The organism is Neobacillus niacini, from assembly GCF_030817595.1.
Lineage (GTDB): Bacteria > Bacillota > Bacilli > Bacillales > Cytobacillaceae > Neobacillus > Neobacillus niacini_G.
In genome coordinates this window covers 1,578,059-1,592,506 of record NZ_JAUSZN010000001.1, presented here as the reverse complement: position 1 = coordinate 1,592,506, position 14,448 = coordinate 1,578,059, and the positions used below count along the sequence as shown (strand labels likewise).

17 protein-coding genes are annotated in these 14,448 nt (G+C 37.0%); 14 read left to right on the top strand and 3 right to left on the bottom strand.

Features of this window, described 5'->3' with window-relative positions; translation table 11 throughout:
- Nucleotides 1–60 precede the first annotated feature (60 nt).
- Nucleotides 61–600: a glutathione peroxidase gene (locus tag QFZ31_RS07985; protein ID WP_307302286.1), complete on the top strand. Its 540-nt coding sequence runs from the start codon at nucleotides 61–63 to the stop codon at nucleotides 598–600.
- Between the two features lie 135 nt (nucleotides 601–735).
- The gene (locus QFZ31_RS07980) at nucleotides 736–1,035 is read left to right on the top strand and encodes a BC1872 family protein (protein ID WP_307302284.1); all 300 of its coding nucleotides are present in this window, start codon (nucleotides 736–738) and stop codon (nucleotides 1,033–1,035) included.
- Between the two features lie 56 nt (nucleotides 1,036–1,091).
- On the opposite strand, the gene QFZ31_RS07975 is transcribed toward QFZ31_RS07980, so the two are convergent.
- Complete coding sequence (locus QFZ31_RS07975; protein ID WP_307302283.1) at nucleotides 1,092–1,409, bottom strand: hypothetical protein; 318 nt, start codon at nucleotides 1,407–1,409, stop codon at nucleotides 1,092–1,094.
- A gap of 283 nt (nucleotides 1,410–1,692) precedes the next feature.
- Between QFZ31_RS07975 and QFZ31_RS07970 the strand changes: the two genes are divergently transcribed.
- From QFZ31_RS07970 to QFZ31_RS07960, 3 genes are all read left to right on the top strand, one after another.
- Nucleotides 1,693–2,370 (top strand): N-acetylmuramoyl-L-alanine amidase, encoded by a 678-nt coding sequence (locus QFZ31_RS07970; protein WP_307302282.1) that lies wholly within the window; start codon nucleotides 1,693–1,695, stop codon nucleotides 2,368–2,370.
- Nucleotides 2,371–2,682: 312 nt separating this feature from the next.
- Nucleotides 2,683–3,639 carry an alpha/beta hydrolase gene (locus QFZ31_RS07965; RefSeq protein ID WP_307302280.1) on the top strand — a complete coding sequence of 319 codons (957 nt, stop codon included), beginning with the start codon at nucleotides 2,683–2,685 and terminating at the stop codon, nucleotides 3,637–3,639.
- A 124-nt stretch (nucleotides 3,640–3,763) separates the two neighbouring features.
- Entirely contained in the window at nucleotides 3,764–4,312 is a 549-nt protein-coding gene (locus QFZ31_RS07960; RefSeq protein WP_307302278.1) for a GNAT family N-acetyltransferase, read from the top strand.
- 103 nt (nucleotides 4,313–4,415) lie between these two features.
- Here the strand turns inward: QFZ31_RS07960 and QFZ31_RS07955 are convergent, their stop codons facing one another.
- Nucleotides 4,416–4,571: a hypothetical protein gene (locus QFZ31_RS07955; RefSeq protein WP_307302275.1), complete on the bottom strand. Its 156-nt coding sequence runs from the start codon at nucleotides 4,569–4,571 to the stop codon at nucleotides 4,416–4,418.
- Between the two features lie 204 nt (nucleotides 4,572–4,775).
- Here QFZ31_RS07955 and QFZ31_RS07950 point away from each other — a divergent pair, with 204 nt between their 5' ends.
- The 7 genes from QFZ31_RS07950 to QFZ31_RS07920 all read left to right on the top strand — a co-directional run bounded on the left by QFZ31_RS07950 (nucleotide 4,776) and on the right by QFZ31_RS07920 (nucleotide 11,072).
- Nucleotides 4,776–5,336 carry an AAA family ATPase gene (locus tag QFZ31_RS07950; RefSeq protein WP_307302274.1) on the top strand — a complete coding sequence of 187 codons (561 nt, stop codon included), beginning with the start codon at nucleotides 4,776–4,778 and terminating at the stop codon, nucleotides 5,334–5,336.
- Nucleotides 5,337–5,373: 37 nt separating this feature from the next.
- Nucleotides 5,374–5,907 carry a GNAT family N-acetyltransferase gene (locus tag QFZ31_RS07945; RefSeq protein WP_307302272.1) on the top strand — a complete coding sequence of 178 codons (534 nt, stop codon included), beginning with the start codon at nucleotides 5,374–5,376 and terminating at the stop codon, nucleotides 5,905–5,907.
- Between the two features lie 3 nt (nucleotides 5,908–5,910).
- Nucleotides 5,911–7,017 (top strand): D-TA family PLP-dependent enzyme, encoded by a 1,107-nt coding sequence (locus QFZ31_RS07940; RefSeq protein ID WP_307302271.1) that lies wholly within the window; start codon nucleotides 5,911–5,913, stop codon nucleotides 7,015–7,017.
- Between the two features lie 92 nt (nucleotides 7,018–7,109).
- Nucleotides 7,110–7,487 (top strand): VOC family protein, encoded by a 378-nt coding sequence (locus QFZ31_RS07935; RefSeq protein WP_307302269.1) that lies wholly within the window; start codon nucleotides 7,110–7,112, stop codon nucleotides 7,485–7,487.
- 159 nt (nucleotides 7,488–7,646) lie between these two features.
- Nucleotides 7,647–8,783 carry an MBL fold metallo-hydrolase gene (locus tag QFZ31_RS07930; protein ID WP_307302268.1) on the top strand — a complete coding sequence of 379 codons (1,137 nt, stop codon included), beginning with the start codon at nucleotides 7,647–7,649 and terminating at the stop codon, nucleotides 8,781–8,783.
- Between the two features lie 69 nt (nucleotides 8,784–8,852).
- Nucleotides 8,853–9,308: a MarR family winged helix-turn-helix transcriptional regulator gene (locus QFZ31_RS07925; RefSeq protein ID WP_307302266.1), complete on the top strand. Its 456-nt coding sequence runs from the start codon at nucleotides 8,853–8,855 to the stop codon at nucleotides 9,306–9,308.
- 309 nt (nucleotides 9,309–9,617) lie between these two features.
- A complete protein-coding gene (locus tag QFZ31_RS07920; RefSeq protein ID WP_307302264.1) occupies nucleotides 9,618–11,072 on the top strand; it encodes a DHA2 family efflux MFS transporter permease subunit in 1,455 nt (484 codons plus the stop codon).
- 68 nt (nucleotides 11,073–11,140) lie between these two features.
- Here QFZ31_RS07920 and QFZ31_RS07915 read toward each other — a convergent pair whose 3' ends face one another.
- Nucleotides 11,141–11,575 (bottom strand): CBS domain-containing protein, encoded by a 435-nt coding sequence (locus QFZ31_RS07915; RefSeq protein ID WP_307302262.1) that lies wholly within the window; start codon nucleotides 11,573–11,575, stop codon nucleotides 11,141–11,143.
- A 216-nt stretch (nucleotides 11,576–11,791) separates the two neighbouring features.
- Between QFZ31_RS07915 and QFZ31_RS07910 the strand changes: the two genes are divergently transcribed.
- Together QFZ31_RS07910 and QFZ31_RS07905 are read left to right on the top strand one after the other, a co-directional pair.
- Nucleotides 11,792–12,952 carry a DUF4317 domain-containing protein gene (locus QFZ31_RS07910; protein WP_307302260.1) on the top strand — a complete coding sequence of 387 codons (1,161 nt, stop codon included), beginning with the start codon at nucleotides 11,792–11,794 and terminating at the stop codon, nucleotides 12,950–12,952.
- A 120-nt stretch (nucleotides 12,953–13,072) separates the two neighbouring features.
- The gene (locus QFZ31_RS07905) at nucleotides 13,073–14,299 is read left to right on the top strand and encodes a helix-turn-helix domain-containing protein (protein WP_307302258.1); all 1,227 of its coding nucleotides are present in this window, start codon (nucleotides 13,073–13,075) and stop codon (nucleotides 14,297–14,299) included.
- Nucleotides 14,300–14,448: the final 149 nt, after the last annotated feature.

The following is a 14,448-nucleotide window of genomic DNA, read 5'->3' as shown; positions in this document are numbered from 1 at the left end:
TTGTGGAATAGTAGTATTGAGTTTTAATAACTTACGAAGAAAAGAGCTGGAGGTATACATATGTCGATTTATGCGTTTCAAGCTGAGCATTCAAATGGTGAAAATAGTAGCTTAGAGGACTTTAAGGGAAAAGTATTGCTGGTTGTGAATACTGCAAGTAAATGTGGTTTAACCCCGCAATATAAGGGTTTGGAGAAAGTTTATAGGACTTACAAAGATCAGGGATTCTCGGTTTTAGCCTTTCCTTGTAATCAATTTGGCGAGCAGGAACCTGGTACGGATGAGGAAATCCAAGCATTTTGCTCAGTCAACTATGATGTAAGTTTCCCTGTGTTTAAGAAAATTGATGTAAATGGGGAGCATGCACATCCGCTCTATCGGTATTTACGTGAGCAGGCACCAGAGGATAGTAACATGGATACCCACAGTAGATTATACCAGCATCTCAGTAACAATTTTCCACAGATTCTAGAGAGTTCTGATATTAAATGGAACTTTACTAAGTTTTTAATTGATCAAAATGGAAATGTTGTTAAACGCTATTTTCCAAGTACCCTGCCTGAAGAGATGGAAAATGATATTGAGAAGTTACTAAAATAATTCTTAAACCGGAAGGGGCCATATTGGTCCTTTTTTGCACCTATGAAATAACCTGTGACACAATATTGAAACAGATGGTTAGATTGAGGAATGGTAAAATATAATAATCTAGAGAATAAAAGAGGTCTGTCAGATATGAACAAAACAGAGGTCATTGCACGTAGAATACTTGGGTGGAAATTAAATCGGTATGACAGATGGTATGACGCAGAAAAAAGGGTATTTATTTATGATTTTCAGCCGGAGGAAAACCTTGAACAAGCACTTTTAATTGTTGACCGATTAAAAAGTTTCGGCTATACATATTCTGCAGCAGGTGAACATGAGGTTTGTTTTAATGATGTTTGTGCAAATGGTGAAACCTTATCAAAAGCCATTACGAATGCAGCATTTTCTCTCGCCGACAATAGTACAATTGATGAGGGATGGTTATAGGGGCATTATTTAAAAATAGAACACCTCAACAATTGAGGTGTTCTTTTGCAAATCTATTAACCTTTTATGGCGTTGTGTTTAAATCCGCTCTGTATCGCATAGACTTCATACCATTCATATTGCGGAGATTTAAACCATTCGTACTTTGGCAAATATACTAAGTATCTAGTATTGCCATCAGCATCAAGAATCGATTTGAAGATGGTTACATTCCCAAAACCAAACGTTTTGTCCAAATATCCTTCCATTCCGTCTCTGATGATATTCTTTTTGTCTTCCTTTTCTTGCTTATGTAACTCCAGCACACCAGCAATAAACATACTTAACACGACCAAAGTAATAAGGATTAATACGAAAATAAATAACTTTAACAATACAATACCCTCCTCTAATTTTTGATTCAGTCTCATTTTACATTCGTGTAAAAATGGAAGGTGTGATAAAAATAACAGGGGATAAAGGATTTCAGTATTAAATTTTGTTACTTGCGCATGGATCATCATGTTCCATGCTTTTTTGTTTTTGGGGATTATTTTGACCCTGTCCATTTTGGTTTCTTATCCATATATAAAGGGTGAATGAAAGGGAGCTAAAAGAGGGCTATGATTGTCCAAAAAACTAGAAAAAGTTCCTTTTTAAAAAAAAGGAGGGTACTTTATGTTGAAAATATCTCACGCTGCAGGACATGCACGTATCACGCCAGGAAAGCAGTCCCCCGATGGATATAAAGAATGGCAGGTTACAAGTGAGATTGTGAAGCTTGTAATGATAGAACTTGAAAATTATGAAGGAGTTAGTCAAAAACGGATTGATGATCCTACTGGGGAAAGTGATGTTCCGCTAAACAAACGCTGTGAATTAATAAATACCTGGGGTGCTAATGTCCATATCGATTACCATCTGAATGCGTACGGATCAGGTTGGAACGATGCAAGTGGCACTGAAACATATCTGTATACCACGTGGCCAAAAGAATCAGCTGCACTCGCTGAAAAGATACAAGTCAATTTAGTGAGAGAATTAGGGTTTAAAAATCGTGGAGTTAAAGCAGCTAATTTTCAGATAGTAAGAGAAACCAAGATGACCGCAATATTAATCGAATTCGCCTTTATGACTAACCATAATGAAGCTATGAAAATGAGGACAACGCAGTACCAGAAAAAAGCTGCGAAAGCAGTGGTGGAGGGGATTGCTGCTCAGTATGGTCTAGTAAAGAATCCATCAACTAACGTAATATATCGCGTCCAAGTGGGGGCATTTGCAGATATCAAAAATGCAAAGGGCTTGGTCGAAGAGTTGAAAGCAAAAGGATATCCAGCGATACTTATTAAGTAAATTATTTAGATTTTAGAAAAAGGAGGTTTGGACCTTTTCATTTGCAGTCTATCATTTTGAGAAAATAATTTTATCAGTCATACTTGAGAATATTTTACATCTCTTATATAGAGGTGTTTTTTTTATGAAAAAAAGGTTCATTTGGTCCATTATTGGATTTTATAGAATTGAAGAAAATGGACAGAAATAGTTTGGGAAAAATAGGTCTAACAGTCTATTAATTTGTTATATCTTTATATGTAATTGCATATGATTACTGTACGAGCTTTGATTATTCATAGAAAAGAAGTTTTGTATAGGAGGGATCTTTGAATGGATTTTATGAGCAGAGTAGCACCAGAATTGAAAGAAATACTTACAGTTTTCCCGCCGCTTAGTCTTCCTGAGGGTTTGGAGGAAGCAAGACAAGCACCAGCCATTCCAATTGAAAAACTTGAAAGCGTTAACATTACTACGCGCAGCATAGCTGGCGGTGACGGCCAGGATATGAAGGTTAAAATTTATGAACCGACACCTCGGAATGGAACAAAGCTTCCAGCTCTATTGTTTATCCATGGAGGAGGTTACGTATTAGGAGACGCAGATAGTTCGGACGGAGACTGCCAAGAGTTTGCACAGGAAGCACAGTGTGTTGTCGTTTCCGTGGATTACCGTCTTGCACCTGAACATCCATTTCCGGCACCACTCGAAGATTGTTATGCTGCATTGGTATGGATGACGAAGGCCGCAGATGAGTTGAATATTGATGTGTCGCGTGTTGCTGTTGCGGGTCAAAGTGCAGGAGGAGGCTTGACTGCCGCTTTAAGTTTGTTAGCCCGTGATCGAAAGGGACCAGCCATATCTTTCCAAATGCCATTGTACCCAATGATTGATGACCGTAATGTAACACCTTCCAGCTACGAAATTACGGATGAACGTGCAATCTGGAACCGTGGAAATAATCTAGCAGGCTGGAGAATGTATTTGGGCGAACATGCAAACGGAGAAATTTCACCATATGCAGCACCTGCCCGTGCAAAAAATCTTTCTAATTTGCCGCCAACCTATACATGTGTAGGTCAGTTAGATCCTTTCCGTGATGAAACCATAGAATATGTAGCAAAATTGGCGCAAGCAGGAGTTCCTGTGGAATTTCACTTGTATCCAGGTGCTTACCATGGTTTTGAACTATTAAATCCAACTTCTGAGATAGGGAAAAAAGCAAAAAATCAATATGTTCAGGCATTGAAAAAAGCGCTACAGCCACAGCATGAATCAGTAAGTATATAAAATAAATCAAGTGCAATGGATGAGGTTTTGTCCATTGCGCTTTTTATTTTACAGTCTACTTATAAAAGATTAGAATAAATGAATGAGTCTTCAGTATATTTTTTCACATAGGGAGGATCCTTAAGTGCTTGTTGATACCAAAGAATTCACGATAAATGGTTTACGGTATATTATCAGGTCAGCAATGGAGAAGGATGCGAAAAGCTTGTCTGAAGTCCGAGTGCAGATTGATGGTGAAACAGAGAATTTGGATAGGGAACCAGGTGAGGCATACATAGATGAATCAGGTTTTAAACAGGTTATTAAAGAGGATACAGAACGGGCTAACAACATATTTTTGGTAGCTGAGGTAAATGACAGAATCGTAGGTTTTTGCCGATGTGAAGGAAACCAATTAAAACGATTCTCTCATAAAGTAGAATTTGGGGTCTGTGTCTTAAAAGACTACTGGGGTTATGATATAGGAAAAAGCTTTTTAGATGAATCGATTCAGTGGGCAGATACAACTGGAATAAAGAAAATCAACTTAAATGTACTAGAGACCAATGATAAAGCCATTAAACTGTATAAAAAATATGGCTTTGAAGTGGAAGGTACTTTAAAAAATGATAAATTGCTTTCGGACGGAAATTTTTATCATACCATTTTAATGGGAAGGTTGAATCAGTCGTGATATATAGTGGATTGGTTGGTTGGGAATTTTACCCAGGGCCTTATGGTATAAGTTGTAAAAAAGGGCGATGCGAATTGGGCATCGCTTTTTTACAGGATTACTTTTAACTGGGGTCATTTTCATCTAATGTTAAAACCGTAACATTTGTTGATTCTCCGTTCTCGATTTCTTCCTGGGTAGCATCTTGATTTAAGATATCCTCTGTATTAATGCCTTCTGCAAGAGTGGGTTCCCCTTTTGTTTTGTTATCTTTTTTCATATTTAGTCACCTCTACCGGTTTATTTGTGTGTTAGAAATAACACTAGAATTATTGTTTGCAAAAAGTAAAAAGACATTCTTCAAATGATTCCGATTTTTCGACAGTTTTTTGACACTAAGATTTGAATGTATCAATGAAGGAATTTTGTAACAAAAAGAGAATTTATTATCTTCATAGTGTATAGAAAGTGTTAGGAGGATTTTATGAAATTTGTTTTGATATTTGGTCCACAGGCTGTTGGAAAAATGACGGTGGGGCAAGAACTAGCGAAAATAACTGGTTTAAAGCTTTTTCATAATCATATGACGATTGAATTGGTTACGCCAATTTTTGATTTCGGTACGAAGGAAGGACAAAGATTAGTAAGCTTGTTTCGGCAGGAAATATTCGAGGCCGTAGCAAAGAGTGATTTGGAAGGATTGATTTTCACCTATGTCTGGGCCTTTGATCATCCTTCAGATTGGGAATATGTAGACAAAGTCTGCCAGATATTCGAGTCAAGAGGAGGCAACGTTTATTTCGTCGAACTTGAAGCAGATTTGAATGAAAGACTGGAGCGAAATAAAAGTACTCACCGTCTAGAGTATAAACCGACCAAAAGAAATATTGAATGGTCTGAAAATAACCTAAAGAGGTCGATGGAAAAATACAGGTTGAATTCTCTCGAGGGTGAAATTACAAGACAAGAATATATCAGAATTAATAATACAAATATGAGTGCGGAAGAAGTAGCGAAAGTCATAAAAGATAAATTTCAATTATAAATATATTTATATTTGATTTCCAGAAGAGGAGACCATCATGAAGACGAATTTCTTAAAATTAACAGAACCTACCCAAGCGCTTGTTGACGTATTTAACCAATGGGAAAACAATCCCGATTTAATCCCATTAACCCGCCCTAACCAAGACAAGGTAGCATTGGAACGACGAGACACCTTGACACTGGATGAATTAAAACAAAGACTGGAACACCATCACACGTACCTGATTTATCTTGATCACCAGTTGGTCGGTGAAATGAACTATATGGTTGACCCCGAGCACCTTTATAAGAATGAAGCAGGAACTGCATGGATTGGCATTACCCTTGGAGAACCTGCGGGCAGGGGGAAAGGGATTGGGTATCAGGCGATTCAATTTCTAGAAGAAGAAATAAAGAAGGCTGGATTAACTCGTGTGGAATTGGGTGTGTTTGAATTTAACACACAGGCTCGAAAGCTGTATGAAAAGCTAGGATACAAAGAGATTGGACGTATCGAAAATTTCACTTACTGGGCGGATAAAATGTGGTTTGATATCCGAATGGAAAAGTATTTATTTAAGGATGTATGAATCATGACGAATATTCAAATGTTAGACACTCCAACCTTACTGGTAGATCATCAAAAATTGTTAGTAAATATTAATGAAATTGCTAATTTTGCAAATCAACAAGGTGTGGCTTATCGTCCTCATATTAAAACACACAAATCTGTGAAAATCGCCCAACTGCAAGTGGAGGCAGGAGCAGTGGGAATAACAACGGCTAAAATAAGTGAGGCAGAAGTAATGGCTTCTGGAGGAATTAAGGATATATTAATTGCCTATCCCATTTCAAATCCAGACAAGATTAATAGATTGATACAGCTATTACAAAAAGGGGTTCGACTGAAAGTTGCCGTAGACAATCCTGAATCCTTGGGTTACCTACAAAGAGGACTACAACATACACCATATACATTAGAAGTATGGATAAAAGTCAATTCTGGTCTCAATCGGTGTGGAGTGGAACCAGGGAAGGAAGCTCTTCTTTTAGCAAAGGCAATAATGAGTCATTCAAAGCTTAAACTCGGTGGTATTTTTACACATGCCGGACATTCGTATGCAGCAAAAACCTATGAAGAAATTGAAAACATAGGCCTGCAGGAAGGTTTGGCAGTGGTAGAAAGCGCAGCGGAATGTGAACAAGCTGGCATTCCGATACCAGTTCGAAGTGTTGGTTCTACACCAACATTCAAGATTGCAGGAAAAGTAGCTGGCGTAACAGAAATCAGACCTGGTAATGCGGTGTTTTTCGATGCCATTCAAGTTGGTCTAGGTGTAACAAACTATGAGAATTGTGCGGTAACTATACTAGCATCGGTTGTTGGTGTCTATAAAAATCGGATTATTTTCGATACAGGCAGTAAGTCTTTATGTTTAGACAAAGGTGCACATGGTAATCAGACTGTTAGCGGGTTCGGCGAGATTATCGGGCACCCTGAAGTACTCATTGAACGTTTATCCGAAGAGCACGGAATTGGAGTTTTTGTACAAGAAACGCATTTAAAGTTAAATGATAAAGTGCAAATCATTCCGAACCATGCCTGTACTGTTGTCAATCAGTTCGAAGAATATGTCGTTCATGAGAATGGACAGGTAATTGACGTTTGGAAAGTCGACGCAAGAGGAATGGTTAAATAATCTTCTTTGGCGGTTAAAGCAATGAATATATAGTGAAAATTTGATTAAAATGTAGGTAGTTAATATATGAAAAGTAGAAAGGGAGAGAACAGATGATTAATATAGTTGGTCAAATTATGCTTTATGTGAATAACCAGGAAGAGTCCGTCAATTTTTGGACAGAGAAAGCTGGCTTTTCTGTGCTGTCTGAACATGATAATGGTGCCATGAAATGGTTTGTCATTGCACCATCCAAGGAAGCTCAAACAAGTATCGTTCTGCATAACAAGGAAGTGGTTGCTAAGTTCTCCCCGGGAGTTAACTTAGAAACCCCATCACTGATGTTTTTTACAAAAGACCTCGATCAACTATACAAGGACTTTAAAGATAAAAATATAACCGTTGGAGAAATCGTAAATATTCCGGACGGAAGAGTGTTTAACTTTGCAGATAATGAAGAAAATTACTTTGCTGTCACAGAAATGAAGTAAGAAACCTTAGCACCGCCATCAAAAGTTGGCGGTGTTTATTTTTTTCGGAAGCCAAATTTGATAGATACAACCTTGTTAGATATGATAAGGGAAGGAGCCATATGAAATTTCCTTAGTTCCTACGAGTTAAGCGTATTTGAAGGGAGACCAACTCTGATAATGGAATATTTATTTATTATTTTGGGCGTGCTAGCTATTGGAATCATTCTATTTATTACCATACACCCGACGTTTGGAGGCAGCCCTAGTAAACAGGAACTTGAACGGTATCTAAATTTTAACCATTATAAAAATGGGAAATTTGTCAATCAAAGTCCTACGGACATGAAGATGGATGTATCTACCATTCTTTCATTAATCAAAGACTCCTTAACAGGAAAAAAGAATCGGAGTCCACATAACCCTATTGCGATTTCTTTTGATTGGAACAAAATCGACAGTGTCGAAGACAGCCTGACGTGGTTTGGGCATTCAACGATGCTGCTTACATTAGACAAAAAGAAAATTCTGATTGATCCAATGTTTGGACCTTCTCCATCACCGGTCTCATTTGTTGGCACCAAACGTTACAGCGAAGATCTATTATATGTGATTGAGAAATTACCACAAATCGATGTTGTGTTAATCACACATGACCATTATGATCATTTGGACTACCCATCTATTATTAGGTTAAAAGATAAAGTGGGTCATTTTTTCGTCCCTCTGGGTGTAGCTGCACATTTAATGAAGTGGGGCGTAAAAGAAGAACGAATAATAGAATGTAATTGGTGGGATGAGAAACAGTGGGATGGATTGACAATAGCTTCAGTTCCGTCACAGCATTTTTCCGGCAGGGGATTGTTCAATCGTAATAGTACCTTATGGAACGGCTGGGTCATTCTTGGAAAAAAACTTAGAATTTATACGAGTGGGGATGGCGGTTATGGACCGCATTTTAAGCAAATTGGTGAAAAATATGGTCCTTTTGACCTCACTTTAATGGAAGGCGGCCAATATGATAAACGGTGGTCTCAAATCCATATGCAGCCAGAGGAATCCGTTCAAGCTCATCTTGATGTAAAAGGTAAGAACATGATGCTGATTCACTGGGGTGCTTTTACATTGGCGTATCATAGCTGGACAGATCCAGTAGAAAGAGCAATACGTGCTGCTAAACATAAAAAAGTAAATTTGATTGCACCGAATATAGGGGAAACGGTTGTCTTAAATGGAATTTTCCCAGAACTTAATTCTTGGTGGAAAGTGCTCAGCACGAAAAACACTCTTGAATTTGAATCATCAACGCCACAGTAACTCTCAATAATTCAATGTCAACCAAATTGACATCCAATATTGGATTCCGTATAGTAAGGGGTGTAAATTATGATTGGAGTGAATCAGTTGATCCCAACCTCTGAATTACAAAAATTAGATTTGATTGACTTATTGAGCGAACGTCATTCGTTAGTACGAAAAATCTCAGAGAAAGCCTGGAACAATCAAAGTGAGATTCATATTTCTAATTCTGAATGGTATATCATGGCTAGAATTTATAAAAAGAAGCCTACCATATCATATATCACAAAAAATGTAGAAATTTCTCGTCAAGCAATTCATAAATTCATCAATAAACTTGCTGAGAAGGGATTAGTCGAAATCGATAATGTTGAAAACAACAAGAAGGAAAAGTGTATCCAGTTAACAGCTTTCGGTGAAGAATGCTATGAAAAAAACGAGGCTCTTAAAGCTAAACTTGAGAATAAAATTGCCGAAAAAATAGGTACAGAGAATATAAAAATTCTTAAAGATTTATTAAAATTAGATTGGGATATAAATTAATGAAATCAAAACCCTCGCTTTGTTCGCACAAGGCGGGGGTTTTTATATTATTTTACATATACCATGAGCGGAATAGACAACAAGGCACCTCATATTATACATATACTATTCCAGTATTTATCGTCAACTTAGTTGATAATAACTCAGGGAAAATATTTTGTCAACTAGGTTGACATTGAGAAAAAATTTTTGATATAGTTAACTGGTTCGTTCGTAAGTGGGGGTGTACAACGGGGATTGGAAAATGGCTGATCATTGAAATTACGACAATCATTTCAGCACTATAGATTAATATAAAAGGAGATTTATATGAGTACACAAATCCAAGTTAAGAATCCTAAGACAATGGCATTTATTTTAATGTTAGGCGCTTTTGCCGGGTTATTTGGTGAAACGGCATTAAACATGGCATTATCAAATATTATGGAACAATTTTCAGTCACAGCAGCCACCGCACAGTGGCTTACAACAGGATATTTATTAGTATTAGCGATTTTAGTTCCGATTTCAGCACTATTAATGAAATGGTTTACGACAAGACAACTAGTAATTGGAGGACTTGTTATTTCATTGCTAGGGACAATATTAGCAGCGTTAAACTTCAGTTTTAGCGTTTTGCTGCTTGGCCGTGTCGTACAAGCAGTCGGAACTGGTCTAATATTACCGGTCATGCTTAGTGTAATGCTGCTTATTTTCCCAATTCAAAAACGTGGAGTGGTAATGGGGCTTATGGGTCTTGTTATTACACTAGCTCCTGCCTTAGGACCAACACTTTCAGGTGTTATTATTAGTACGTTAAGCTGGCCATATATTTTCTGGTTTAGCGCAATTGCTTATGTGTTATTGATTCTCGTTGCAGTCGCTAAAATTGAAAATGTTTCGGAAATTACGAAACCTAAAATCGATGTTTCTTCCATTCTTTTATCAACAATCGGATTTGGTGGATTAATTTTTGCCTTGAGTACAATGGCTGAAGTAGCTATTTCATCACCTAAAGTATGGGTACCTTTACTAGTAGGTATAATCGCACTTCTGTCTTTTGGTCTTCGTCAAAATAAAATGGCTCAACCCATGGTAAATTTACGAGTCTTTAAATACCCAATGTTCACATTAGGAACATTAACGATGTTCCTTGGTATTTTAATCATTTTATCCACGGGTATTTTACTGCCACTTTACTTAAAAGGGGCTTTATTATTTAGTGCTGCGATGGCTGGTTTATTATTACTGCCTGGAAATGCAGTTAACTTCATTTTGTCACCGATTGTAGGGGCGCTTTTCGATAAAGTTGGAGCGCGTCGTTTCACTATTGCTGGCTTTATCTTAGTTTTAATTGGGAATATCGTTTTTCTTACCACTATCTCAAGTCAAACACCAGCATGGCAAGTAGTAGTAGCGTTTATGATTTTATTCTTTGGCTTAACGATGGTGATGATGCCAGCCCAAACAAATGCAATGAATCAATTACCACGTGAATTATATGGTGATGGATCAGCAGCGATGAATACGTTAAATCAAGTTGCTGGGGCAGCTGGCACAGCAATCGCGATTACGGTATTTACAAGTGGACAAAACAGTTATGTAATGGACTTTCCGAATGCTACTCAGCCTGAAATATTAGCTGCTGGAATTAAATATGCTTTCTACTTTATTACAGGAATTTCAGTAGTTGGTTTAATAGGTTCTTTCTTTGTAAAAAAACCAAGTTTAGTAACAGAAAAATCAACGGCTATGGTCCAAACAGCAGAACCTGTCCGCAGGTAGTAGCAAATTCCCAAAATCTATGAAAATATCAAGAAACCATTCGTCTTTTCATAGCGAATGGTTACTTTTTATGATGAAATAATTTTTTTCGATATATTATGGATTATGTCTCCTCTGCTTAACACACCAATAACGCGGCCCGCACCATTCACGACAGGGAGTTTTTTGAAGCGATGACGTGATAATAATAGGATGGTCTTATCAAACTCTTCATCGGGCGATACATAGCAGAGATTTCTCTTTGTCATGATATCTTTGACGGGTGTATCCAATTTTTCTTGAAGTACATCCTCAATTTCTCCATCTTCTATAATATAAACAAGTCCCGCAATTCCAAGGGGTTTTGGAGCTAGGTAGCGTAATACGTCACCATCAGATACCATTCCGACCAATTGACCTTTATCATCGACAACCGGAACACCGCCGATTCGATTGGAATTGAGGATATCTAGCAATTCTTTGACAGTATTCGATGGTTTTACAGTAAAAACTTTTCTGATCATGAAGTCTCTTACCTGCATTTTAAGTCCCTTTCTTCATGTTGTAATCGCATACATCTATATTTAACACTAGCTTAACACAAATAAAACACTGTTCTCTAATAAAAAATAATGTCGATTTTGAGCACTCTATGTTTTTTCTGATCTAAAGAGGATAAATTGTCAAGTATTACTATTTTTCTTTTTGAACAGTATAATCAGGGATGGGAGTTGAGATAAATGAATGCTAAAGACATAGCTAATATCCGGAAGCAATTTAAGTTAAACAACAATCTCATGCAAATACGAGAGATTTTAAATGTGTATGTTCAGAAAGAATCAGGTGAAATCTACCATTCCGTCATTTCACCATTTGAAATGTTAGACCAAGAGTCCCAAGAATTATTTTTGATGAATTTCAAAAAGGTGTTAACGGGACAGCTCGATGCAAAACTATTTGAACTGAAATTTAAACATGATGTGGAAGACAGCACCCAAATCATCCTTTTCGACGGGTTACAGGCAGCAACCACCGATGATTGGATTGACAGCATGCACCAAATAGTCGGTAAGATGTTCGCTCATACTGTTTATGAGTTTGATACAGTGGTGACGTTCATACGAGGTGAATATCGAAAAGCGACTAAGAAACGAGACCCAGAATCCGAAGAAGGCGGGGATGATGAAGTTTATTCAAACCAGTTTATCCTCTGCAGTCTGAATAGAACCGATCAGCCGAAAAGATCCTTGGTTTTCGATTATGTGGAAAGAGAATTTAGATCGAATAACGCTTTTGATCCCATCATTAATTTAGCTTCTCCGATGTCAGGATTTTTGTTTCCTGCTTTCAATGACAATGCTGCCGATGTGAACCACATTCTTTATTGTGCAGGTAAAGCGAATCAACCAGATGAGACATTTATGGAAGAGGTACTCAATTGCGAGGAAATTATTACCGCATTAGAAGAAAAGGACAGCTTCGAAATCATTCTTAATAAAGTAATCGGTGACAAAGTAGAATCCCAGGTTATTTCGAATGTCTATGAGGAAATTGACAGAGTAGTCCAGGAGAGCAAAGAAAATGAAGAAAGTGAAGCCCCGAAATTGGATTCTCGTGATATCGAACGCATTTTAACGGTCAGCGGGGTTGAAAATGTAGATACCGCCAAAGTGGAACATGCTTTCAAAGCTATCTTGGATGATGAAAAACATGAACTTAAAGCGAGTAGTTTACTTCCTAAAACAATAAAAATTGAAACAAAGGTTGCAAATCTATCACTAAGTCCGAAAGACCTGAAACATGTAAAATATATTATGTTCCAAGGAAAACGGTGCTTAATGCTGGAAATCGAAGATGATGTAGTCGTGGAAGGATTCACCTTAGAATCAGAAATAATGTAAGTGGTTATGCGACAGGAAAGTTGGTTCTTTACTAATGGTAGGAACCAACTTTTTTGTTTTGACATCCCTCAACTTGTTAGCGGAGATACTGATTTGATATGATTTGTATAGGTGATTAAGTTGGAAGAACTGATAAGTAAGTGTTGGCAAATTAATAAAGCGTTTCAAATAGGTGTACAAGCACTAGATGAAGAAATGAAGACAATCATACATATTGCGGATGATAATGAACCCTTAATGATGATTGAATCCCGAAAACGAATGTTAGGTGAGATTCAAAAAGAGTTAGTTCAAGCAAATAAAAGTAGTTTTTGTTATCAAACGGATACTTTTCAATTGTCGTATTTGGCTGTACCTATAAACAAGGATGAACGTTATGCGGGTATGGTTGTTGTTGGTCCATTTTTAAATGAACGGGTTTCTGATCATATGATCTGGAACGTAATAAAGGAAAACAATCTTGAGAATAATTGGTTAAAAAAATTAGAAACCTATTATAAATCATTACCACTATTAGCACAGTCCTACTTGGCAATAGGTGATTTAGTAGTCAATATAGTAATGAACCCACATATTAAAGCCCAAATCATTGCCTCTAAACATAGTAGTGAGCAATACCGTCTAGATGTCGAGCCTAACGACTATGACCAGAGTGGGGTAGAGATAAAAAAAAGGTATGAGGCAGAAAAGAAATTATTGCATTACATTGAAAACGGTGATGTAGAAAATGCAATGAAAGCGATGCTTGATCATCATACTGGAGATTTTTTATATCGAGTGCCTGGTAATCCATTACGAGCAAGAAAAAATATTACCTTTTCAGGTAATACCATGTACAGGATTGCTGCTGGAAACGGCGGTGTAGAACCACAATATTTACATGCAATTTCGGAAAAATTTGCGCTTAAGATTGAATCAGCAGTGACAATGTCCGAATTAAATAAAATCGACGTAAGCATGATTGATGAATACTGTGAAGCAGTAAAAAATTTCGCAATCAAAGGGTATAGCTCTGTTGTAAAGAAAGCGTTAATGTATATAAATCTTCATTTTCATGAATCGATTAATTTGCAAACCGTAGCGGATGTAATAGGATTTAATCGGACGTATCTCGCGAAAAAATTTAAATCAGAAATGAATCTTTCAGTGATTGATTACATCCAGAGAAAGCGAATCGACGAAGCAAAGTTTTTAATTGAATTAGGTCGGTTATCGACAACAGAAGTTGGATTGCAGGTCGGTTTTAGTAGTTATAATTATTTTTGTAAAGTGTTTAAAGAAATAACAGGAATGACAGCTTCCGATTATAAACGCAACAAACAAGTAGAATTAGAGGCACATGCATAAGGCATTGCCTCTTTTCAATGTTAAAAAGAAATGATTTTTTTGCAAAATATAAATTTATTTTTAAGATAGTCGCAATATCGTATAAAAGACAACAATATTGGGTGTGGATGCTTCGTCAAATTGCTAATATTAACAGTAGGAGATTTAAA